The following is a 20,892-nucleotide window of genomic DNA, read 5'->3' as shown; positions in this document are numbered from 1 at the left end:
CTCTTTATCTTTAAAATGGGGAATCCTAAAAAAGCAATTAAGTTGATGGTATGCAAGCAGAACAAATTGAGAGGTAAATTTTGCGAATATTTTTTTGAACTCAATAACCACAGCTATAGTGTATAATAAATTCAAAGCAAACATAGGGTTGATGTCTTTAGCTTGCAACAAAACTTAAATTGCTTTTTATAGGGTAATGGTAACTTAGATAAAAAAGCTATAAAATACCTTAATAAAATTAAAGTTACTCTGGATTTGTTATGAACTCAAATGATATAGATAAAGCTTATGTTAGTCCTTATGATAAATTTTTATTTGAATTTGATGCAACTCATTCTAAATCAGCATCACAAATAAAAGAAATTAATAAACATAAGCGTATTTTTTTGATGCGTGATAATAAAGATTATAAAGATGAAAAAGGTGAAATTTGGGAAGAATTTTAATCGTCTACAATTCCCTATGCGAAGGTACTCATTAAGATAAACCATCTATTTTCGTCTGAATCTTCTACATTACTAACCGAAAATCACTCGAAATGCACAGCCATCCATGCTGTGCTTTCGATAAATTTTTTATCTATCTTGAATGCAAAGTTGGTTTTAATCTGGATTTTCAATGAGTTATCAAAAGATTTCATTTTCTGGGTGAAAAGATTTCTATATATGCAAACCTAATCCGTTAGGTTGCTCTTTATCCGTTTTACTATATCTTTATTGCTTGGGTATTTATCCAAGGAATGCATGTAATAACTTATAAGATAAAATTGTTAAAATTGAAGCGGCAGGTAAGGTCAATACCCAGGACATAAAAATATTCCGAATTACAATTAAATTCAAAGCACCAATACCTCGCGCTAATCCTACTCCAAGGACAGCGCCAACTAAAGTTTGTGTCGCTGACACCGGAATTCCAGTACTCGTAGCCACTACAACCGTTGTTGCTGCAGAAAGCGTTGCAGCAAATGCTCGACTAGGTGTGAGCGCGGTTATTCCGCTTCCTACTGTTTCAATAACTTTTCTACCATACATAAGAAGGCCCGTAACCACCCCGACACAACCCAATAATATAATCCAGGCGGGATAAATATTAGCATTAAAAACATGAGGTGAGTTCATTACCAGGCTGTGGATTATTGAAAGTGGCCCCACGGCGAGTGCAACATCATTTGAACCATGCGCAAATGCCATAGCGCAAGCCGTCATTGCCATAAGTACCGCAAAATATTTTTCGACTTGTATAAAACGTTCTCTACGTCTTATCCGATGATGCTCAGGAATTCGCTTGATGATGATGATACCAATACCAGTAATGAGGATACTGGTTGCCAAGGTAACCGCCAAATTTTGTTTAAAATTAAGGTGGATGTGAAAGTGATTCAGTCCTTTAAATACAGTAATAAATGACAAAATAGAACCAATAAGAAAAAGATAAATGGGAATATATAATTTTGCTTTGGTGAGCGGGTTGCTTTTGACAAAGATGGTTTGCTGAATACTCGTAAATAACATAAATGCAGTAACACCTGAAATCATTGGCGACGTAATCCAACTGATGGCAATGCGGCTAACTTGGTTCCAATGAATTGCTTGAGGTCCTAATACTATGGTCCCAAAACCTACCATTGAGCCTACTAAGGCATTGGTAATGGAAACAGGAAAGCCAAGATAGCTTGCAAGATTCATCCAGATGGTACAGGCTAATAAAACACCAAGCATCCCTTCAATAAGGATTAGTGGTTCCCCAGATAATTCGCTAGAGTTTATAATCCCATCGCGCATTGTTTCTGTGACACCTGTTCCTCCTAAGAAAGCACCGGCAAATTCAAAAATAATAGCGATTAACATGGCTTGTCTGACAGTAACTGCTTTAGATCCCATAGTTGTACTCATGACATTTGCCAAGTCATTGGCACCAACGCCCCAAGTCATTAGAAAACATAAAACAATTGCTGCAAGAAGATATATGATTGAATAATCCATAGAGTTTGACTACCGGGCAATTAAAATCTGGAGACGACTGCCTACATGTTGGGCATCATCAGCTAAATCATCAATCCACTGGACCAATTTGTAGAGAAATATTGTATCAATGGCAGATAAATCTTTTTCAATTTCAAAGATACGATGCCTTAGATCCGCAAGGCGTGCATCGCTATCATGTTCGATTTCATAGAGTTTCATAATCATTTCTTCAACTATTTTGACTTCAGAACCTCTAAAACCTGTTTCTAATAATTCATCTAATTCATTAATTGCTTTACATGCTTGCTTGGATGCATCAAGACAGCGGTTTAAAAAAGGCATGAAATCAGGAACTAAGGATTCAGGGATGGTCATTTTCCTGCTAGTGATTAATATTGCGATATCCTCAGCTTTATTGGCGATGAGATCTTGGGCACTGAGAAGCTCAAGCAGATCCGTTCGTGAAACGGGTAGGAAAAGCCCAGTAGGCAAATGAAGACGTAAATCACGCTTAATTAAATCAGCTTCTTTTTCGAAATCAAGAATTTTTTCTTTAATTTTATTCGCTGTTGTCCAATCTTTTTTTAAAACGGCTTCAAAAAAAGGGTAGAGTTGTTTCGCGCATTGGTGTACTTTACGCATGTGCTGTTCTATAGGCCTTATTGGTGAAGGACCAAACATATTAAATATGCTGCTCATGATATCGAGTCTCTTAAGCAAATTTTTGTGAAGTATACCCAAACTTTTACAGGAACAAAACTGTTGAACTTAAGTTCAAGGACTTTTTTTCTAAACGTGCTCTATCTAACGTGAAGTTCATTTTTTAAAAATTATGAATTAAAAGCAATCAAATCTGTTTATAGTATATACTTAAAGTAAGAGACAGATAAGTAAAAATTACTTTTTCGGGAGGGTCCATGGCAATTATAAGCTCCTTAGCGAATCACTTGCTGATTGCTATGCCGTCTCTCAATGATCCAAACTTTGAAAGAACAGTAATCTATATTTGCGAGCATCATGAACAAGGTTCAGTTGGTCTCATTATTAATCGACCCATGCAGTTTCCTTTGTCTATAGTTTTTGAGCAGTTACATATTGAGCCTATACATTCAGAACAAAGTTGTTTACCGTTAATGTTTGGTGGCCCAGTACAGCCAGAAAGGGGGTTTGTCATTCATAAACAGCTTGGTACTTGGCGATCCAGTTTATTTCTGCAAGAAGAAGTGACGGTAACGACATCAAATGATATCATTCGTGCCATTGCTGAAGACAAGGGTCCCAAAGAAGTTTTAATTACCTTAGGTTATGCTGGATGGGTAGAACATCAATTGGAAAAAGAAATTCTCGAGAATACTTGGTTGGTTTGTCCTTATCGCTCAGAGATTCTGTATGAGATACCCTTTGAAGATCGTTGGGAATATGCAGGATCAACTTTAGGAGTCAAAATGAATCAACTTAGTTCAAATATTGGCCATGCCTAGTTCTGTTTATTTAGGTTTTGATTTTGGTTATAAACGTATAGGCGTGGCTGTAGGTCAGCAACTCACTTGCAGTGCCTCGCCTTTAGCAACCCTTAGTGCTCGCTCAGGTGTACCCAATTGGGATGCTGTAGCGAAAGTTATTGCCCAGTGGAGCCCTCAAGCGTTAGTTGTTGGTATACCAACATGTATTGATGGTAGTGAACTATATACAACTGTTCCTGCTCGTCGATTTGCTCAAGAATTACATAAGCGTTTTGTCCTCCCTGTTCACTTGGTTGATGAGCGGCTTTCAACGGTAGCGGCTAGAGAGCAATTGTTTGCGCAAGGGGGATATCGTAAAATCAAGCAATCTGAGGTGGATAGTGTAGCGGCTTGTGTTATACTTGAACAATGGTTACAACATCCGGAATAACTTCCAGGGATGTATCCTGAGTAAGATTGGACGTAGGGAAAATTGAAATTGCTTTGCATTCGTTTAATCTTGCGATGATGCATTCTAAAGAACAGCTTAGGGTTTTATGAATCATTTCCTAGAAATTAGTCAATTATCACGACAACAAATTGAATCCATTCTGCAACGTTCTATTTATTTTAAGCGTAATAATAATTATCCTTGCTATAGTAGCGACACGGTTGCTCATTTATTTTATGAAAACAGTACTCGAACCCGAGTAAGTTTTGAGTTGGCTGCTAATCGTTTATCAATGCCTGTTGTTAACCTGGATCTTCAAAGTTCTTCTGAATCTAAAGGGGAGGCCATTGAAGATACCGTGCGTACACTTGCAGCGATGGGTATCCAATTTTTTGTGATTCGTCATGAGCAAGAAGGATTGCAACAAAGTTTGGCAGATAAAATCGGCAATTTGATTCATATCATTAATGCGGGTGATGGAACGCATGCACATCCAAGCCAGGCTTTGCTTGATATGATGACAATCATTGAACAAAAACCGCGATTAGATCAAATAAAAATAGCAATTTTAGGAAATATAAAGCATTCACGAGTAGCAAATTCCTTTCAATGTATTTGCGCGCAATTGGGTGTTGGTGAACTTGTTTTAGTTGCCCCAGAACTTTGGCAGCCTAGGACATTGCATTATGGTCGAGTGACATCGAGCCTGCGCGATGGCTTAACTGATGCAGATGTAGTGATTTGTTTACGTGTACAACGTGAACGTCTATTGGAATCGGAGCATTTGGATTTAGATTCTTTTAGGCGGAATTTTGCGTTAACAAAAGACCGGTTGGATTATGCGAAACCTGATGTGATGGTGATGCATCCGGGCCCTATAAATCGTGGTATAGAAATAGACAGTGAAGTAGCTGATGGCGCAAGCTCCTTTATTTTGCAACAGGTTACCAATGGAGTGTTTGTACGAATGGCAATTTTTGATGCTTTGATTGCATAGTTCAATCATATGCATTCACAGGATGTAATTTTTTATTAGGAAGATATGGATGATGAGCTTTCGTTATCAACAAGTATGTTTTAGCATAGCCTTGCTAAGTATTTACTGCATACTGCTGTTTTTTATTTTAACCCATCATCAAAAATTAGATTTTTCTTCTTTTTATTCAACAGCCAATGCATTATCACAAGGCGGGAATCCCTATACAGCATTAACTGCCTCTTTTCTACCTAAAAACAATCAATTATCTGCTAATTTAAATCCACCTATAGTTTTGTGGCTTTTTAAACCATTAACTAGCCTTGGTTATTCTACTGCTTTATTAGTTTGGACTGTTATTTCTTTAATACTAGGAATTCTCGGTGCAGTCATTGTTTTTCATTATGCTTTCTCTACGGTATTTTTGCGGAACAATTATTTGAATGTATCTCTACTTTACTTTGCATTTTTTGCCACCTTGTTGAATGTTACTACATTGCAATTAGGGACCTTGTTATTTTTTTTCATCATGGTGGGGTATTATTTTTATTTGCATCATCGAGATTACTTGGCGGGAATTTTCTGGGGCAGCATTATTGCGATGAAACTATTTCCTGCATTGCTATTTTTTTATGTCTTAAAACAAAAACGATTTAAGGTGCTAGGTGTGATGATTATTACCCTGGCAATCGCATGGTTAATTCCCATGTTGGTTTATGGGGTAACAATTTATAAACAATATTACACTATGATGTCCTGGGTTTTTTGGTATGGTGCAGGTTGGAATGCTTCGATTTATGGCTTTATTTGTCGTTTATTGAATTATACAGGTAGTGAAAATCATTTATTGTTCGTCAAGTTTCTTTATTTGTTTTGTTTTTGTATCTTAATTATTTGGTATTTAAAAACACTTGGTCCAAAAGAGCGGGATCCGGTAAATCATCAACCTTTTTGCCTTACTTTGGCAATGATGTTGTTTTTGAGCCCATTGGGCTGGGTTTATTATTTTTCTCTATTAATTTTACCTCTAATTTTAACCTGGTTTGTTGCTTTCAATGATAAAGATACTAAAATGATGTATGTTTGGTTTTTATGCTTTTTTTTAGTTAATTTCCCTATGGATTATGTCAAAATGGAAGATATGCCTAATTTTTGGGGGCGGATAGGTATTTTTTCGAGCTATTTTTATGGGTTATTATTTTTAATTTATCTTTTAGGAAAAAGAAAAAAAATCTATGGAAATAATAAAATCCAAATGAATGGAGGAAATAATCATTTTATGCCAGTAATTGTTATTATCCTGGCATTTGGACTGATTATTCCTACGATTTGTTTTGTAATGCGCCTATTAAAACTGGATTTATATTTAGTGACGGGAGCATGACATAACTGTACCTGCCCAATACTAAATCACGGCTAAGCATTTTACTTATTCAACTCATTTAATATGTAGATTATGCTTAAACGATACGGCTTGTTGTAAGTGATGGAGGCATACATTAGGGCTGTTATCTATATCTGCTATCGTTCGTGCTACTTTAAGTAGACGATGATATCCTCGTGCAGACAGTTGCATTCGCGTCATAAATTGAGTTAAAAAATGCTGTTCCTCGATTCCTGTCCTACAAACTTCCTCACACTCTCTTGCACTTAAAAAGGCATTAAGGCAATTTTGCCGCTCCAATTGTCTTGATCTTATTTTGATTACTTTCTCTCTAATTAATTCACTTTGTTGATGAGGACTATCATTGGGAGCAACTAATTCTTCCTGGGATAGTGCTTGTACACAAATATGCATGTCAATTCTATCCATCAGGGGTGCTGATATCTTGGCATGATAACTTTTAATGCGATCAGGGGTACATAGGCAGTTCGCATATGGATTGCCTAATTGACCACATGGGCAAGGATTCATTGCTGCAATAAGCTGAAATTTAGCTGGAAATTCCATCTGAACTGCAGCCCGAGAAATACATATTGAACCCGACTCCAGGGGTTGCCTCAAGGTTTCTAAAACTTGGCGTTTGAATTCAGGTAATTCATCCAGAAATAAGACTCCTTGATGTGCTAAAGAAATTTCTCCTGGTTTAGGTGGGTTTCCGCCACCAACTAAGGATACTGTTGACGCTGTATGATGAGGGGCACGAAAAGGAGGGGAACGCCATTCACGAAAATCAGGTAACTTACCACGCAGGGAATTGACAGCTACACACTCGAGCGCTTCTGTTTCAGATAATTGGGGCAATAAAGTAATAAACCTTTTTGCTAACATGGTCTTGCCACTTCCAGGAGCACCACTAAGCAGAATATTGTGTCCTCCACAAGCAGCGATTTCCATCGCTTTTTTTGCATGCAACTGTCCCTTGATGTCAGACCAATCGAATCCATACTGTGTAGTGCAGGCTTCTGGTTTTGGGGGGAGGGATGACAAAGGGGTGTTTTGACAAAGATAGCTGCAGATTTCGCGCAAATTATTTGCGCTATAAATATTTTGATATCCAGTTAAAGAAGCCTCATAGGCATTGGCTTTAGCAATAATGAGTAAATTTTTGTCTTTATGCACCGCAAGGATCGCAGGAATAATGGAAGAAATACCCCTAAGTTCTCCATTTAAAGCGAGTTCAGCAATGAACTCATGATGGCTTAATTTATCTTGGGGAATTTGGTGAGAGGCAGCAAGAATACCAAGAGCTATCGGTAAATCGAAGCCGCTTCCTGTTTTAGGTAAATCAGCAGGACCAAGATTTACTGTAATTTTACGACAAGGGAATTCGAATTGGCTATTGACGATAGCAGAGCGGACTCTATCCTTACTTTCTTTTACAGCAGTTTCGGCGAGGCCTACTATGGTAAATCCGGGCAAACCATTTGATAAATGGACTTCTACGGAGACGGGATGTGCTAACATCCCTATGGTGCTACGTGCTTTGGTAAATGCAAGATTCATCTTATTCCCTATTCGATGTTGGACAAGTCAAACGACAAAACTTCCTATTGTCGTTGTAATTTAGTCAGTTCGATATAAAAATCAAATGAAGTTCATATCGAGCTTTTTTACTTAGAATTCGATCCTATATAATTGCGGTACGTTGTATAGGATAAAGTTTGTTAACGGCATAAAAGGGTTTCCCTGGCCTTTTATGTCAGGCTCCCATTAATTTAAATGGAGCCTATTTTTTTTCTTTATTGAGTTGAACCATTAAAATATTAACTTGTTTTTGAAGCTGATCTAGTTTTTCTCGTGTTCGCGCCAAGACTTTGGTTTGTACATCAAATTCTTCGCGAGTGATAAGATCCATGTGAGCAAATGCCGATTGTAAAACTTCTTTAAATTTTTCTTGAATGTCTTTTTCAATATTTTGTAGACTGGGCGGTAGTGCAGCAAAGAGTCTTTTTGCTAAGTCATCAAATTGTTTGGGGTCGAACATGATTACTCCATGGTTTTTGCAATGAGTCTAACAAAAGTATAATACCTTGTCTCTCCTAAAATGGGGGTTTTTTGATGAGACATCATATATCACGGTGGAATATATTATGAAAATGATTATGGCAATAATTAAGCCTTTTAAACTCGATGATGTTCATGAGGCGTTAATGGAAATTGGGGTCCCAGGAATAACCATTTCTGAAACTCGTGGTTTTGGAAGACAAAAAGGGCATACAGAATTATATCGTGGAGCAGAATATGTTGTTGATTTTCTTCCCAAGATTAAAATTGAATTGGCTTTACCTGATGATATGGTAGAGGCTGCAATTGAAGCCATTTGTAAGTCTGCTTATACCGGTAAGATTGGGGATGGAAAAATTTTTGTATATGAATTGCAACAAGTAGTACGGGTACGTACTGGGGAAATAAATGCAGATGCTTTAACCTAATAACTGAGTTTTGTTCTAATAGCAAACATTAAGGTTACCCCCCATGCCAATAAATAGCACGTTGGGTGATTACTGCATTAAGTGGAATATCCCAAGGCTCAGGATCAATATAATCAACCCGTTGAAATTGGTAAGCGACACCAAACAGGAGGCAATCTTCATTGTTTTTAAAAGTACGATCATAGTAACCAGCACCCATTCCTATACGAATGCAACGGACATCAAACGCAACTATAGGGACTAAAGCCAAATTTATTTCTTCCATTGGGATGGCTAAAGAGTGACTCACATCGGGCTCATCAATTCCATAGCGATTCTTTTTGAAAATTGTATCGGGTGTTGCAGGTAAAAAAGAAAGGGTTAGATTATCTTCATTAATGACAGGAAAATAACAGAGTTTGCCTTGTAAACATGCGCTTTTCCATAGCTCATCTAAGTCGATTTCTCCGTGTGCTGCAGAATAGAATGCAATTTTTTGAGCATCCCTGTACTGTTCCAAAGAGCGAATTCGCGTGCAAATTTGATTTGAAGCGGTAAGACGATACGATGCCGTGAGCTTGGAGCGTATTTGTTTCATCGTGTCTCTTAAAGCTTTTTTGACTGAATTGGTCATACTTGTATTAGAGTTTTGTTTCACTTAAGAAAAGTTAGGTTATTTATATCAATTTTATTTGAAATTATCGTTTTTTTATATCTAAACTTCAAGGTCTTGAAATATTCTTAGAAATTTGTCACCCTCAAATATCTAAATGATTTGCTAAAGTTTTTTAAAAGGGCTAGGCAAAAATAAAAAAATAAGGTATATAGCCGTCCTAGTTTTTATTATCCAATGTTTGGATATATTGTCGCTTGTAGTAGAGTTCATTGAGAGAAAGGGTATGAGTGATTTGTTTGAAGAAGATGAAGATAGCGTTGTAGAGGTTGGTGAGGATTTCGATTTAGATAATGATTTAGATATAGATACTGATGTTATTGAAACGGTTCCTCAAGGTTTGGATGCGCGTAGACGTTTGGAAAATATGTTAGATGAAAAGCGCTTGCGTGATGAACTGGATGATTTTGGTGACTATTAATTTAATTTAAGATAAATAGTCAATGTAACGAGTAAATTCTTTTTAAGTACGTTAATGATACGAACACGAGTACTCTCTGACGGAGGGGAAAACAACCTTGCCTTTCCAACAGATGATCGCATCTTTTTGGGAGAGGGCTTATTCGAAACTCTTAAAGTAGAGAGTGGAAAGCCGTGCTTTGCATTTTTACATTGGCAACGATTGAGTGAATCCGCTGAAAAGTTGGGCATCCCGTTTGATCTCACTTTTGAACATTGGCTGGAGCACCTGCTTCATAAAATAAAAAGTGATAATTTATACCATGGTGGTATAAAAGCAATTTTAAGTGGTGGATCTGCGCCTCGGGGGTTAGCAGTGCGTGGACAGATTAGTCAATTGGTGCTACAAACCTTTAATTATACAGTGGAAACCTATCCCCTAAAACTAGTTAGTGTTCCTTGGTTGCGGGATGCTGCTAATCCTGTGTTTCAAGTGAAATCAGTCAATTATCTAGAAGCGATACTTGCTCGTCGTTATGCAATTGCTTTGGGTGCAGATGATGCTTTGTTTTTTAATTTACAGAACCATGTTACTGAAACTACAAGTGCTAACTTATTTATGATTCAAAAACAATGTTTGCTGACGCCTCCCATAACTGATGGAGTTCTTCCTGGTATTACTCGGGCACGAATTTTCAAACTTTCCAAACAACTCAATATTAATTGTATAGAGGCTTCGTTGACAAAATCTATGTTAAAAGATGCTGAGGTGGTTTTTCTGGTTAATTCTTTACAAGGGATTCGTTTAGCCAGTTCTTTGGATGATATAATTTTTGCTACTGATCATCCTTTGCTTAATCAGTTAGCCTCTTCTTTGAGTGTTGGAAGTACAATTTAGAATTTAAAAATTTGATGGCATAACATCAAAAGAGCTAAACCAGATAATTAGAATTCTACAATTTCTATTATATACGCCGCAATTTTAACTAGGGATAACCAAAAGCGAATTTCACATGGGAAATAAGATCATGGAACATGTTACGTGGAAGGAAAGACAAAAACAACGAGTTCGCGATTGGATAAAAGCAATTTTACAATATTGGTTTAAAGTGGAGTTGCGGGGAAATTATCAACCTGATCCTAACTCCGTTATTATTGCCAATAGAACTTCAAAAATTGATTTACTTTTACTAGCTGCTTTTTTACCTGAACGTTTAACTGTTGCTTTATCGCCACATACTTCCAGTAAAATCTGGTGGAAAATGATGTTGCTTTTTGCGGATGTGATTGCAATCGACGCAACAAATGCTCTTGCCGCTAGAGCTTTAATAAAAGCAATACGAGAGGGAAGGCGTTGTGTTATTTTCCCGCAGGGAGTGAAATCAGACGAAGAGAGTTTAAAGGTTTTTGATAGCCCCGGACTCGTATTGCAAAAAGCAGGTGCATCAGTGATTCCGATTCGGATTGATGGCGCTCAATACACTATTTTTTCTATAAGTAAGGACAAACATCTTATACGTTTGTGCCCTAAAATAATTTTGCATGTGTTGCCTTCCTTATCCTATGTGGAAGAAAAAAGTAATTCTGTTGATAGAAATACAATGAGTATTCGTTTATTTCATTTGATTAGCGAGCTCACATTTGCAAATAGTTTCCAACCCATGCCTTTATTCAAAGCTCTAATTCATGGAGCAGCACTAGGCACTAAGAATAAAGCAAAAATTGAGGACGCTAATCGTACACCTATAACGTTTAAGCAATTTCTGGCTCGTTGTTTTATTTTGGGACGTCAGATTAAAAATCAGACACAAGTAGGTGAGCATGTGGGGATAATGCTGCCTTCAACAATTGCAGGGATGGTCACTTTTTTTGCGCTTCATGCATATCGACGTATTCCTGGGATGCTTAACTTTAGTCTCGGTTTTTATAATTTAATTTCTACGTGTACAGCCGCACAAATAAAAACGATTTATACGTCAAGACAATTCATTGCTACAGCAAAGTTAGAAGAATTAGTCGAAAATTTACAGAAAGAAGGAATAGTTATTTATTTTTTAGAGGATTTTAAATCTTCCATTAAATTAAGCCATAAACTTTCAGGGCTGATTAAGGGAAAATTTCCTTGCTGGGCCTATCAATTAATTGGTGAAGAAGTTTCCCCGAATGAGCCTGGTGTGATTTTATTTACCTCTGGTTCAGAGGGTGTTTCTAAGGGAGTGGTTTTATCTCATGCTAATTTATTGGCTAATTGCTGTCAGTTGACCTCAAGGGTTGATTTTTCTTATCGGGATAAGTTTTTTGATGCTTTACCTATTTTTCATTGTTTTGGTCTGACTACAGGCGCTATTCTGCCGTTAATACAAGGAATTAGCTGCTTTTTTTATCCGTCACCTTTACATTATAAAATAATTCCAGGATTAGTTTATCAAACTGGAGCTACCATCATGTTGAGTACGGATACTTTTTTAACAGGTTATTCTCGTACGGCAGAAAGGCATGATTTTAGTAGTGTCCGTTATATTTTTGCTGGAGCTGAGAAGGTTAAACCAGAGACAATGCGCCATTGGATAGATGCTTTTGGAGTAAAAATTTATGAGGGGTATGGTGCAACAGAAGCCGCTCCAGTGATTTCTATGAATTGTCCTTTAGCTTCTAAACCTGACAGTGTAGGGATGTTACTCCCAGGAATGGAAAGTAAAATTCAGGTGGTCGATGGAATTGCTCAAGGAGGGCGATTAATACTACGTGGCCCTAATATCATGATGGGGTACCTATCTTCAGAGAAGCCAGGAGTCATTCTTATCACAGAAAGTGGCTGGCATGACACTGGTGATATTGTAACGATGGATGAGGAACGATTTATTACAATAGCTGGCAGAGCGAAACGTTTTGCTAAAATTGCTGGTGAAATGATTTCTCTTACTGCAGTAGAAAGTGTTGCCGCATCTATTTGGCCCGAATTGTTACATGCAGCGGTAAGTAAAAAGTGTGAAAAAAAAGGGGAGCGGATTGTATTATTTAGCGAAGCAGAGAAAGCAGATAAAACTACCTTTATCAAAAAAATTAAAGAATTAAGCTATTCTGAATTGTTAATTCCTCAACAGATTTTTCCAGGAAGCAAGATCCCTGTTTTGCCTTCAGGAAAAATAGATTACATAACAATTGAAAAAAAGTTAGAAGAGAAAGTCACCTAAAAAACAATAAACTTGCTAAAGATTTCAGTTTGCAGCATAAACTTTAATAGATCTCCCGCTTTTGTGGGACTGTGTATGATTTACAGTTCTCATGCGCTCGCAAGTAGTTGCATCTACATTTTTGCCGTCATGGTTCTTTGCACCGGTAATTTAAGTTTGATCTAATACCTTATTTTTTCAAAACATAGTTCCCCGGTGCATCCATTAATGGTGTTAATGGTAATTGTTCAAAAACAGGGGCGGGTATGAGTTTGCCAGAATGTGATTTTAACCATTTTAACCATTCGGGCCACCAAGAGCCTGGGTGTTCTGTTGCTTGTTCCAACCATTGATCGGCATTTGGAGGTGAATGATCATTTACTTTATAGCCGTATTTTTTTGCTTCGGGTGCATTAATAATCCCTGCTATATGTCCTGATCCTCCTAGAACAAAACGTTTGGGCCCTTTCATAAGTTGGAAACCGATATAGGTAGTTTTCCATGGGGCGATATGATCTTTTTCTGTTGAGAGGAAAAAAGTGGGTATATCAACGCGAGTAACGTCAATTGGAATATGGTTAAGATGAATTTTACCTGGTTTTGACAAATTATTATGTAAATACATCCATCTTAAATATTGTGAATGCATCGTTGCTGGCATATTTGTACAGTCTGAATTCCAATATAATATATCGAAAGGAACTGGATTTTTGCCACGCAAATAATTTTTAATAAAAAATGACCAAATTAAGTCATTGGCGCGAAGTGAATTAAAGCTTGATGCCATAAATTTTCCAGCAAGATAACCTTTGGACTTCATTTCGTCTTCAAGTTTTATTATTTGTTGTTCATCTATAAATACTGAAATGTCGCCAGGATCACTAAAATCAATCATTGACGCTAAAAATGTTGCGCTGTGAATCGAATTATCTTGGCATGCTTTATTGTAAGCAAGAAGCATAGAGAGAAGTGTCCCACCAATGCAAAATCCCATCGTGTTGACTTGATTAACATGCAGTTGTTTTTGAATGATTTTAATTGCTGTTATTGGCCCTTCGTTTAAATAATCATATAAACTTTTATGAGAGAAGCTGGCATCTGGATTAACCCAGGAAATCATAAATACTGTAATTCCTTGTTTTACTAACCAGCGTACTAACGAATTATGAGGGCTTAAATCCAGGATGTAATATTTGTTAATCCAAGGTGGAATGATGAGAAGGGGTATTGATTTAACTTTAGTGGTTTGCGGTGTGTATTGAATCAGTTCCATCATGTTGTTGCGAAAAATAACTTTTCCGGGTGTTATCGCCAGATTCTCACCAAGTTTAAAAGCCTCCATATCGGTCATTTTAATCATTAATCGTGAGGAACCTACCTCCAGGTCTGAAAGTAGATTATGTAATCCACGCAACAAATTTTTTCCACGGCTTTTTAAGGTTTCATCCATTATTTGAGGATTAGTGTGGAGAAAATTTGCTGGAGATAAAGCATCCAGATATTGTCTGGTAAAAAATTGCAGACGTTTTGCCGTATTTTGATCGGGGTATTCTACTGTTTTAAATAAATTATTCATGTGCTGGCTGGCCAAAAGATAATGCTGGAGCATCATGTTGAAAAATGGATTGTTCAACCAGTCCTCTTCTCTAAAGCGAGGGTCATCAATAGGCATCGGTTTTCCTTCTAACCAATGTTCTAATTGGATTTGTGCTAAATTGAACGCATCTTGCCAATAAGCAAGCTGCATTTGCCAGATTTTTTCTGGATTTTTTAAAAGAATACTCATCACATTTTGAAAGTGTTCTGTTAATTCAATGTATTGATTGATGATAATGGAGAGCTGTAGGGGAGTTTTTTGTATATCTGAAATTATTTGCAAACTTTTTTCAGCTATTGCTTTAAGTAATTCACTAAGTTCCGTGTCGTGGATCATCCTAACTCCTGAGGACAAATATATTTGTGTCTATTTTGGTTTGTTTATTCTTATTGATCAAGAGCATAATGTTTAAGTCTAAAAAATTTTCTCTAAAAAACGGAAATGAATTTTGAATGTTGATATCCCTTCTATTCTTTTTATAAGTTATAAATTACCAATCTCTTATTGTTCCTTCGTGCCAAAAAGAACCGCTTACCTTTTTCTTATTGACTAGATTATAAATTTCCAGCGCTGCTTCTGAAGGTAGTTTTGGTGCATTGTTTTTTCCCATCTGAGTTTTGACCCATCCCGGATCAAAACTAGAAATAGTGATTTTGGGCAATCTTTTTGTCAAAAGTACCGTATACATATTTACACATGTTTTTGACATTTTGTAGTGTGGTTGATATGCAGAATCATTTGAACTAAAAGTTCCCCAGCCCGATGATATATTAACAATTTGCGCATTGGTATGTAACTTCGGGATGCATTTTTCGGTTAATTCAATTGTACCAAATACATTTACTGCAAAAGTTTCTTTTAATTGCTCCAGATTGATTTTTTCTTGATTCCAATTCTCAAGAAGTACGGCGGCATTATTAATTAACACATCAAATTTTGGTAGTTTTTCTGCAAAATGGTTAATTTGTTGTGAATTCTTTAAATCAAGTTTGTAAATTTTTAAGTTTTTATGATTTAAAGGGGTTTCGCCATGGGTTGAGGTTCCGATGACATGCCAGCCATTTTCCAAGAAAATTCGAGCCGTTTCTAATCCTATTCCGCGGCTGATGCCAGTAATTACGAGGGTCTTATCCATTTATGATTCCATATAGATGAATTTTGATTCCGCGCATGTCCAAAGAAACTCATGCGCTTTTTTGAATCACGGGTAACTAAGTAACTTATGGAGTTGATTCATAATATTCTTTAATTGGATGCATCAATGTTTAAAATGACGAACTCCAGTAAATACCATAATAACCCCATGCTCTTCAGCACACGCAATCACGTGCGCATCTCTGATTGAGCCTCCTGGTTGGATAATGGCAGAGATCCCCGCTTTTGCGGCAATTTCTACCGTATCAGGAAAAGGGATGAATGCGTCGGAGGCCATCACTGCGCCATGAGGATCAAATCCCATTTGGGTTGCTTGCCAAAGACCAATACGAGCACTCATTACTCGACTCGTCTGGCCACCTCCCAAGCCGATAGTTGCAGCATCCTTGGCATACACAATCGCATTAGATTTCACGTGTTTTGCTACGAGCCATGCAAACATCAAATCATTCATTTGTTGTTCGGATGGCATGATTCGAGTTACAGTTTTTAATGCATAACTTCCTAAAGCCAGAGAGTCATGCTCTTGTACCAGTAAACCCCCATCTACTTTTTTCATATTTAAACTGAAAGCATTATCCGGTTGCCATACTCCCGTTATTAAGACACGAATATTTTCTTTGCTGGCGAAAGTTTTTTTTGCTTCATCACTTATCTGTGGAGCAATAATTACCTCTACAAACTGTTTTTCGAGGATTGCTCTTGCTGTCTCACCATCTATTGTTTGGTTAAAAGCAATAATGCCACCATAAGCTGATGCTGGATCACATTGGTACGCTTTAAGATAGGCATTAAGGAGGCTGTCCCCTAAAGCAACCCCACAAGGATTAGCATGTTTTATAATGGCACAAACTGGTTTATCGTGGGCAAATGATTTAACGCAATCTAAAGCTGCATCAGCATCCAAAATGTTATTATAGGATAGTTGCTTGCCTTGAATTAATTGGGCTCCGCCAAGGGAACCAGCTGCGGCATTTTTATCTCCATAAAAAACAGCTTGTTGATGTGGATTTTCTCCATAACGTAGATCAGTAATCTTATTGAATTGACATGTAAGTACTTCTGGAAACCCAGAGGGAGTATATTGTCCATCTAAAGTAGTCAGATAATTAGCGATTGCTGCATCATAAGCTGCCGTATGCGCAAAAGCTTTTTTAGCTAAGGTAAATCCCCAGTCCAAAGGTACTTTCTTGGAATTGATGTAATCAATAAGCTCCGCATAGTCTTCTGGCTTTACTACGACAAAAGTGTGTGCATGATTTTTTGCTGCGGAGCGAATCATAGCCGGACCCCCAATATCAATATTTTCAATTGCAGCATTAAAATTACAATCAGGGCGGCTAATGGTTTGTTCAAATGGATATAAATTAATAATGAGTAGATCAATTGTTTTAATGGAGTGCTTTTGTAATGTTTCCTCATCTTTATTTTTGCGGGCAAGCAATCCTGCATGTATTGCGGGGTGTAACGTTTTAACCCTACCATCAAGCATCTCTGGGAAGCCTGTGCATTCACTGACATCTGTCACCGGTAATTGGTGTTCTTTAAGCAAGGCAGAAGTATTACCTGTTGCAATAAGTTCTACTCCATGTTGATGAAGGACCTTGCCAAGTTCAACTATTCCTCTTTTATCGGAAACACTAAGCAACGCTCTTTTAGGTTTAAAAGTAGAATATTTTTGTGCTGCGCTCATTGGTAGCTACCTTTTTACTTATAGGGCATGTTTCCATTTCTACTATCCCGTCCAAATAGGCAAGCAAAAGGGAAACCGATCCCGATACTGCATTAAAAATCATATTACTTTCGTACAAAAGCTAATAATGACCACCCATTAAGCTTTTCTTGATGTAAAAGAGCAAACATGGAATCATAAGTTTTTATAATTTCAGAAGTTTGCTCTTCGAGTATTCCTGATACGATTAGTATTCCTTCGTTCTTTAAAAGACGATGAAAACGTTCTTTCAAGGTGAGTAGCGGCGCTAACAAAATATTAGCGATGATCAAATCTACAGGATGTTGTAATGCATCAGGTAAACTCACCAATAGTTGATGCTCTCCTAGTTGATTCGTTAAGGCATTATTATTGGTGGCTTGCAACGCTTGTGGATCAATATCAACAGCATATACTTCCTTGGCTCCTAATTTTAATGCCGCCAGAGAAAGAATTCCTGAACCACAACCATAATCAATAATTGATTTATTGCTTAGGTTTGCTTGCTCAAGCCAGGTTAAACATAACGCTGTGGTAGGATGGGTTCCTGTACCAAAAGCCAAGCCTGGATCGAGCATTAAATTAACTGCATTTGGTTCTGGTGGAGTTGACCAGGTAGGGCAGATCCATAAACGTTGTCCATAACGCTGAGGTTTAAAATCATCCATCCATGCTCTTTCCCAATCCCTATCCTCCAAAACTTCTAAAGTACATGCTAATGCAGGATAAGTTTGGATCAACTGGTCGCGAGTATATTGCGCTTGAAATGCTTCTGCGAATAAAGCATGGATAATGACCTCAGGCCATAAAGGAGTGGTTCCTGGTTCTGGCTCAAGAACAGGATTGTCGTTTTTATCAGTAAGCATTATGGATAATGCGCCAAAATTTTCTAACTGATCACTCAGTTGTTCAATTTCCTGACTAGGACAATGTTCTACTTTTAATTGAAACCACATAGTAATTAGCCCTTAAGCATTTTTTCCAAATAGTGGATATTTGTGCCACCAGCAATGAAAGATTGATCATGAAAAATGCGTTGATGTAATTCGATATTTGTTTTTATTCCATCAATGATAATTTCATCCAGTGCATTGCGCATTCTTGCAATTGCCTCAGCACGGGTGTTTCCATAACTGATGAGTTTACCGATCATCGAGTCATAATTGGAGGGTACCTTATAACTGCTGTAAATATGTGAATCAAAACGAATGCCTGGACCACCTGGTTGATGTAATAATTTTATTGTTCCTGGTGAAGGCATAAACGTTTTAGCATCTTCTGCATTAATTCTACATTCAATTGCATGACCGCGTAAGTGAATATCTTGTTGAGTCAGTGTAAAAGGTTGATCACTTGCAATTTTGATTTGTTCTTTAATCAAATCAATCCCAGTGATCATTTCAGTTACTGGATGCTCAACCTGGATTCGCGTATTCATTTCGATAAAATAAAAACAGCCATCCTGATAGAGAAATTCAAAGGTTCCTGCACCACGATATTTCAAATCCTGGCACGCTTTAACTACTGAAGCGCCTATTTTATCTCTAAGCTCGGGACTAATCCCCGGAGCAGGCGCTTCTTCTACTACTTTTTGATGGCGCCTTTGCATGGAACAATCGCGCTCACCAAGGTGAATTGCATTACCCTTTCCGTCACCCAAAACCTGGAATTCGACGTGACGAGGATTTTCCAGGAATTTTTCCATATAAACGACAGGGTTATTAAATGCTGCTTTAGCTTCACTGCGTGTTAGTGCAATCGCATTGAGAAGGTGGGACTCACTATGGACAACACGCATACCACGCCCACCTCCACCTCCTGCTGCTTTGATAATAACAGGATAGCCAACCTTTCGGCCAATTTCTAAATTTTTATGATCATCATCAGTTAAGGGACCATCTGATCCAGGAACACAAGGAACTCCCGCGGCTCTCATGGCATTAATTGCGGATACTTTATCTCCCATGAGACGAATTGTTTCACCTCTCGGACCAATAAAATGAAATCCACTTTTTTCTACGATGTCTGCGAAATCAGCGTTTTCTGAGAGAAAACCATAACCAGGATGAATGGCTACGGCATCAGTAATTTCAGCAGCAGAAATAATAGCAGGGATATTCAGGTAGCTTTTTTGTGCTGGAGCAGGTCCAATGCAAACCGTTTCATCAGCGAGACGAACATGTAATAAATCTTTGTCTACGTCTGAATGTACGGCTACTGTCTGAATGCCAAGCTCTTTACAGGCACGCAAGATGCGAAGAGCAATTTCGCCTCTATTGGCAATAACAATTTTACTGAGCATGTATGCATCCTCATTCTATAATAAATAAAACCTGGCCGTATTCTACAGGTTCTCCATTATTGACTAAAATTTCTACGATTTTACCAGCCCGATCTGCTTCAATTTCATTAAACATTTTCATTGCTTCAACGATACATAAAACATCACCTGCCTTGACTGTTTGGCCAATAGTGACAAAAGGAGGGCTTTCTGGTGAGGGTGAGGTATACATCGTCCCTACCATAGGTGAATTAATTTGGTGGCCAGAAGTTGTGGATGCAGTCGACTTACTTTCTTGGGGCGTAGTTCCTGCAGTAGAATTAGAAGTAGATCCAACGGGAAGTGATGCGGCTTGTGGTACTGGGGGTACAGCATAATGTACCTGTGGATGCTCTACAACAGGAATACTGCTGTGGCGACTGAGCCTAAGTGATTCTTCACCTTCTTTTATTTCAATTTCTGAAATGCCCGTTTCTTCCAGCAATTCGATTAATTTTCTGATTTTACGAATGTCCATTATTTGCTTCTCTTTCAATAATTGAGGTTAATGCTAACGAATACCCTTGTACACCTAAGCCACTGATAATACCTATGGCTATATCAGAAAAATAAGAGTGGTGACGAAAAGTTTCGCGGGAATAAATATTACTGATATGTACTTCAATAAACGGAATTGCAACAGCACTCAATGCATCCCTTAAGGCTATACTGGTATGAGTAAATCCTGCGGGATTGAAAATTATATAATCGATTTTATTAGTACTTGCTTGATGAATCGATTGAATTAAATCCGCTTCAGAATTACTTTGATAACATTGCAGCGCAAACCCTGCTTTGGTTGATTCTGTAGTTAAACGGTTATTGATATGTTCCAGCGTTGTACCTCCATAAATGGAAGGTTCTCGTGTTCCCAAGAGATTTAAATTAGGTCCATGTAACACCAGAATTTTTTTCATGTTTTAGTCTAAATCGATAATTTTGGCAGATTTTGCCTGATCTCTGTAATGTTGTCTATATATCTCCGAGGATATCTACATGTTCTCTGCTGTTTTTATATTTTATATCTTAATATTTAGAGAAAAAGTTGCTTGCTTTACTGCATTAACCTAGACTTTATTGAAACAAAGCAGTGTTTTGATTTTAAGCCTAAAAAGTAATTGTGTTTATCCAGGCAAGGGCATAAAGCCAGCAGGATTGTTTAGATTAGTTATTCAC

At 37.5% G+C, this 20,892-nt stretch carries 21 protein-coding genes; 9 read left to right on the top strand and 12 right to left on the bottom strand.

Annotated elements, in window-relative coordinates; all coding sequences use genetic code 11:
- Positions 1-260: 260 nt before the first annotated feature.
- Positions 261-446, top strand: coding sequence for a CBU_0585 family protein (locus tag EKG34_RS09575; protein ID WP_003635222.1), 186 nt, complete (start codon positions 261-263; stop codon positions 444-446).
- A gap of 282 nt (positions 447-728) precedes the next feature.
- On the opposite strand, the gene EKG34_RS09570 is transcribed toward EKG34_RS09575, so the two are convergent.
- Both EKG34_RS09570 and EKG34_RS09565 read right to left on the bottom strand, forming a co-directional pair.
- The gene (locus EKG34_RS09570; protein ID WP_003635223.1) at positions 729-1,982 is read right to left on the bottom strand and encodes an inorganic phosphate transporter; all 1,254 of its coding nucleotides are present in this window, start codon (positions 1,980-1,982) and stop codon (positions 729-731) included.
- 9 nt (positions 1,983-1,991) lie between these two features.
- Positions 1,992-2,663 (bottom strand): TIGR00153 family protein, encoded by a 672-nt coding sequence (locus tag EKG34_RS09565; RefSeq protein WP_003635225.1) that lies wholly within the window; start codon positions 2,661-2,663, stop codon positions 1,992-1,994.
- A 218-nt stretch (positions 2,664-2,881) separates the two neighbouring features.
- Here EKG34_RS09565 and EKG34_RS09560 point away from each other — a divergent pair, with 218 nt between their 5' ends.
- From EKG34_RS09560 to EKG34_RS09545, 4 genes are all read left to right on the top strand, one after another.
- A complete protein-coding gene (locus tag EKG34_RS09560) occupies positions 2,882-3,445 on the top strand; it encodes a YqgE/AlgH family protein (RefSeq protein ID WP_003635227.1) in 564 nt (187 codons plus the stop codon).
- The gene (gene ruvX, locus EKG34_RS09555) at positions 3,438-3,857 is read left to right on the top strand and encodes a Holliday junction resolvase RuvX (RefSeq protein ID WP_003635231.1); all 420 of its coding nucleotides are present in this window, start codon (positions 3,438-3,440) and stop codon (positions 3,855-3,857) included. The genes EKG34_RS09560 and ruvX overlap by 8 nt, the downstream gene beginning before the upstream one ends.
- Before the next feature lie 106 nt (positions 3,858-3,963).
- Positions 3,964-4,854 carry an aspartate carbamoyltransferase catalytic subunit gene (locus EKG34_RS09550; protein WP_003635233.1) on the top strand — a complete coding sequence of 297 codons (891 nt, stop codon included), beginning with the start codon at positions 3,964-3,966 and terminating at the stop codon, positions 4,852-4,854.
- Positions 4,855-4,903: 49 nt separating this feature from the next.
- Positions 4,904-6,217, top strand: a complete 1,314-nt coding sequence (locus tag EKG34_RS09545; protein ID WP_003635235.1) for a glycosyltransferase family 87 protein — start codon at positions 4,904-4,906, stop codon at positions 6,215-6,217.
- 54 nt (positions 6,218-6,271) lie between these two features.
- Here the strand turns inward: EKG34_RS09545 and EKG34_RS09540 are convergent, their stop codons facing one another.
- Positions 6,272-7,780: a YifB family Mg chelatase-like AAA ATPase gene (locus EKG34_RS09540; protein WP_003635237.1), complete on the bottom strand. Its 1,509-nt coding sequence runs from the start codon at positions 7,778-7,780 to the stop codon at positions 6,272-6,274.
- A 223-nt stretch (positions 7,781-8,003) separates the two neighbouring features.
- Entirely contained in the window at positions 8,004-8,261 is a 258-nt protein-coding gene (gene ubiK, locus EKG34_RS09535; RefSeq protein ID WP_003635238.1) for a ubiquinone biosynthesis accessory factor UbiK, read from the bottom strand.
- A gap of 106 nt (positions 8,262-8,367) precedes the next feature.
- Between ubiK and EKG34_RS09530 the strand changes: the two genes are divergently transcribed.
- Positions 8,368-8,709 carry a P-II family nitrogen regulator gene (locus EKG34_RS09530; RefSeq protein ID WP_003635241.1) on the top strand — a complete coding sequence of 114 codons (342 nt, stop codon included), beginning with the start codon at positions 8,368-8,370 and terminating at the stop codon, positions 8,707-8,709.
- A gap of 34 nt (positions 8,710-8,743) precedes the next feature.
- Here the strand turns inward: EKG34_RS09530 and EKG34_RS09525 are convergent, their stop codons facing one another.
- Positions 8,744-9,322 carry a 5-formyltetrahydrofolate cyclo-ligase gene (locus EKG34_RS09525; protein WP_003635244.1) on the bottom strand — a complete coding sequence of 193 codons (579 nt, stop codon included), beginning with the start codon at positions 9,320-9,322 and terminating at the stop codon, positions 8,744-8,746.
- A gap of 265 nt (positions 9,323-9,587) precedes the next feature.
- Here EKG34_RS09525 and EKG34_RS09520 point away from each other — a divergent pair, with 265 nt between their 5' ends.
- The 3 genes from EKG34_RS09520 (at position 9,588) to EKG34_RS09510 (ending at position 12,954) form a co-directional block, all read left to right on the top strand.
- Entirely contained in the window at positions 9,588-9,782 is a 195-nt protein-coding gene (locus EKG34_RS09520; protein WP_003635246.1) for a PA3496 family putative envelope integrity protein, read from the top strand.
- 54 nt (positions 9,783-9,836) lie between these two features.
- The gene (locus EKG34_RS09515; protein ID WP_003635248.1) at positions 9,837-10,658 is read left to right on the top strand and encodes an aminotransferase class IV; all 822 of its coding nucleotides are present in this window, start codon (positions 9,837-9,839) and stop codon (positions 10,656-10,658) included.
- 130 nt (positions 10,659-10,788) lie between these two features.
- Positions 10,789-12,954 carry an AMP-binding protein gene (locus tag EKG34_RS09510; RefSeq protein WP_003635250.1) on the top strand — a complete coding sequence of 722 codons (2,166 nt, stop codon included), beginning with the start codon at positions 10,789-10,791 and terminating at the stop codon, positions 12,952-12,954.
- 169 nt (positions 12,955-13,123) lie between these two features.
- On the opposite strand, the gene EKG34_RS09505 is transcribed toward EKG34_RS09510, so the two are convergent.
- From EKG34_RS09505 to aroQ, 7 genes are all read right to left on the bottom strand, one after another.
- Positions 13,124-14,866: a PHA/PHB synthase family protein gene (locus EKG34_RS09505; RefSeq protein ID WP_003635251.1), complete on the bottom strand. Its 1,743-nt coding sequence runs from the start codon at positions 14,864-14,866 to the stop codon at positions 13,124-13,126.
- Positions 14,867-15,020: 154 nt separating this feature from the next.
- A complete protein-coding gene (locus tag EKG34_RS09500; protein WP_003635252.1) occupies positions 15,021-15,665 on the bottom strand; it encodes an SDR family NAD(P)-dependent oxidoreductase in 645 nt (214 codons plus the stop codon).
- A gap of 123 nt (positions 15,666-15,788) precedes the next feature.
- Positions 15,789-17,378, bottom strand: coding sequence for a bifunctional phosphoribosylaminoimidazolecarboxamide formyltransferase/IMP cyclohydrolase (purH, locus tag EKG34_RS09495; protein ID WP_003635255.1), 1,590 nt, complete (start codon positions 17,376-17,378; stop codon positions 15,789-15,791).
- A gap of 104 nt (positions 17,379-17,482) precedes the next feature.
- Positions 17,483-18,352, bottom strand: coding sequence for a 50S ribosomal protein L11 methyltransferase (gene prmA, locus EKG34_RS09490; RefSeq protein WP_003635256.1), 870 nt, complete (start codon positions 18,350-18,352; stop codon positions 17,483-17,485).
- Positions 18,353-18,357: 5 nt separating this feature from the next.
- Positions 18,358-19,698, bottom strand: coding sequence for an acetyl-CoA carboxylase biotin carboxylase subunit (accC, locus tag EKG34_RS09485; protein WP_003635258.1), 1,341 nt, complete (start codon positions 19,696-19,698; stop codon positions 18,358-18,360).
- Positions 19,699-19,708: 10 nt separating this feature from the next.
- Positions 19,709-20,194, bottom strand: coding sequence for an acetyl-CoA carboxylase biotin carboxyl carrier protein (accB, locus tag EKG34_RS09480; protein ID WP_003635261.1), 486 nt, complete (start codon positions 20,192-20,194; stop codon positions 19,709-19,711).
- Positions 20,181-20,633 (bottom strand): type II 3-dehydroquinate dehydratase, encoded by a 453-nt coding sequence (aroQ, locus tag EKG34_RS09475; RefSeq protein WP_003635263.1) that lies wholly within the window; start codon positions 20,631-20,633, stop codon positions 20,181-20,183. Before aroQ ends, accB begins: the two co-directional genes overlap by 14 nt.
- Positions 20,634-20,892: the final 259 nt, after the last annotated feature.

Source organism: Legionella longbeachae (genome assembly GCF_004283175.1).
In the GTDB taxonomy this organism is placed as follows: domain Bacteria; phylum Pseudomonadota; class Gammaproteobacteria; order Legionellales; family Legionellaceae; genus Legionella; species Legionella longbeachae.
The sequence above is the reverse complement of the archived record's forward strand: the minus strand, read 5'-3'. Positions and strand labels throughout refer to the sequence as shown.

Excerpts from the sequence above, each read along its gene's own strand:
- EKG34_RS09575 (WP_003635222.1), top strand. The coding sequence starts at position 261 with ATGAACTCAAATGATATAGATAAAGCTTATGTTAGTCCTTATGATAAA.
- EKG34_RS09570 (WP_003635223.1), bottom strand. The coding sequence starts at position 1,982 with ATGGATTATTCAATCATATATCTTCTTGCAGCAATTGTTTTATGTTTT.
- EKG34_RS09565 (WP_003635225.1), bottom strand. The coding sequence starts at position 2,663 with ATGAGCAGCATATTTAATATGTTTGGTCCTTCACCAATAAGGCCTATA.
- EKG34_RS09560 (WP_003635227.1), top strand. The coding sequence starts at position 2,882 with ATGGCAATTATAAGCTCCTTAGCGAATCACTTGCTGATTGCTATGCCG.
- ruvX (WP_003635231.1), top strand. The coding sequence starts at position 3,438 with ATGCCTAGTTCTGTTTATTTAGGTTTTGATTTTGGTTATAAACGTATA.
- EKG34_RS09550 (WP_003635233.1), top strand. The coding sequence starts at position 3,964 with ATGAATCATTTCCTAGAAATTAGTCAATTATCACGACAACAAATTGAA.
- EKG34_RS09545 (WP_003635235.1), top strand. The coding sequence starts at position 4,904 with ATGATGAGCTTTCGTTATCAACAAGTATGTTTTAGCATAGCCTTGCTA.
- EKG34_RS09540 (WP_003635237.1), bottom strand. The coding sequence starts at position 7,780 with ATGAATCTTGCATTTACCAAAGCACGTAGCACCATAGGGATGTTAGCA.
- ubiK (WP_003635238.1), bottom strand. The coding sequence starts at position 8,261 with ATGTTCGACCCCAAACAATTTGATGACTTAGCAAAAAGACTCTTTGCT.
- EKG34_RS09530 (WP_003635241.1), top strand. The coding sequence starts at position 8,368 with ATGAAAATGATTATGGCAATAATTAAGCCTTTTAAACTCGATGATGTT.
- EKG34_RS09525 (WP_003635244.1), bottom strand. The coding sequence starts at position 9,322 with ATGACCAATTCAGTCAAAAAAGCTTTAAGAGACACGATGAAACAAATA.
- EKG34_RS09520 (WP_003635246.1), top strand. The coding sequence starts at position 9,588 with ATGAGTGATTTGTTTGAAGAAGATGAAGATAGCGTTGTAGAGGTTGGT.
- EKG34_RS09515 (WP_003635248.1), top strand. The coding sequence starts at position 9,837 with ATGATACGAACACGAGTACTCTCTGACGGAGGGGAAAACAACCTTGCC.
- EKG34_RS09510 (WP_003635250.1), top strand. The coding sequence starts at position 10,789 with ATGGAACATGTTACGTGGAAGGAAAGACAAAAACAACGAGTTCGCGAT.
- EKG34_RS09505 (WP_003635251.1), bottom strand. The coding sequence starts at position 14,866 with ATGATCCACGACACGGAACTTAGTGAATTACTTAAAGCAATAGCTGAA.
- EKG34_RS09500 (WP_003635252.1), bottom strand. The coding sequence starts at position 15,665 with ATGGATAAGACCCTCGTAATTACTGGCATCAGCCGCGGAATAGGATTA.
- purH (WP_003635255.1), bottom strand. The coding sequence starts at position 17,378 with ATGAGCGCAGCACAAAAATATTCTACTTTTAAACCTAAAAGAGCGTTG.
- prmA (WP_003635256.1), bottom strand. The coding sequence starts at position 18,352 with ATGTGGTTTCAATTAAAAGTAGAACATTGTCCTAGTCAGGAAATTGAA.
- accC (WP_003635258.1), bottom strand. The coding sequence starts at position 19,698 with ATGCTCAGTAAAATTGTTATTGCCAATAGAGGCGAAATTGCTCTTCGC.
- accB (WP_003635261.1), bottom strand. The coding sequence starts at position 20,194 with ATGGACATTCGTAAAATCAGAAAATTAATCGAATTGCTGGAAGAAACG.
- aroQ (WP_003635263.1), bottom strand. The coding sequence starts at position 20,633 with ATGAAAAAAATTCTGGTGTTACATGGACCTAATTTAAATCTCTTGGGA.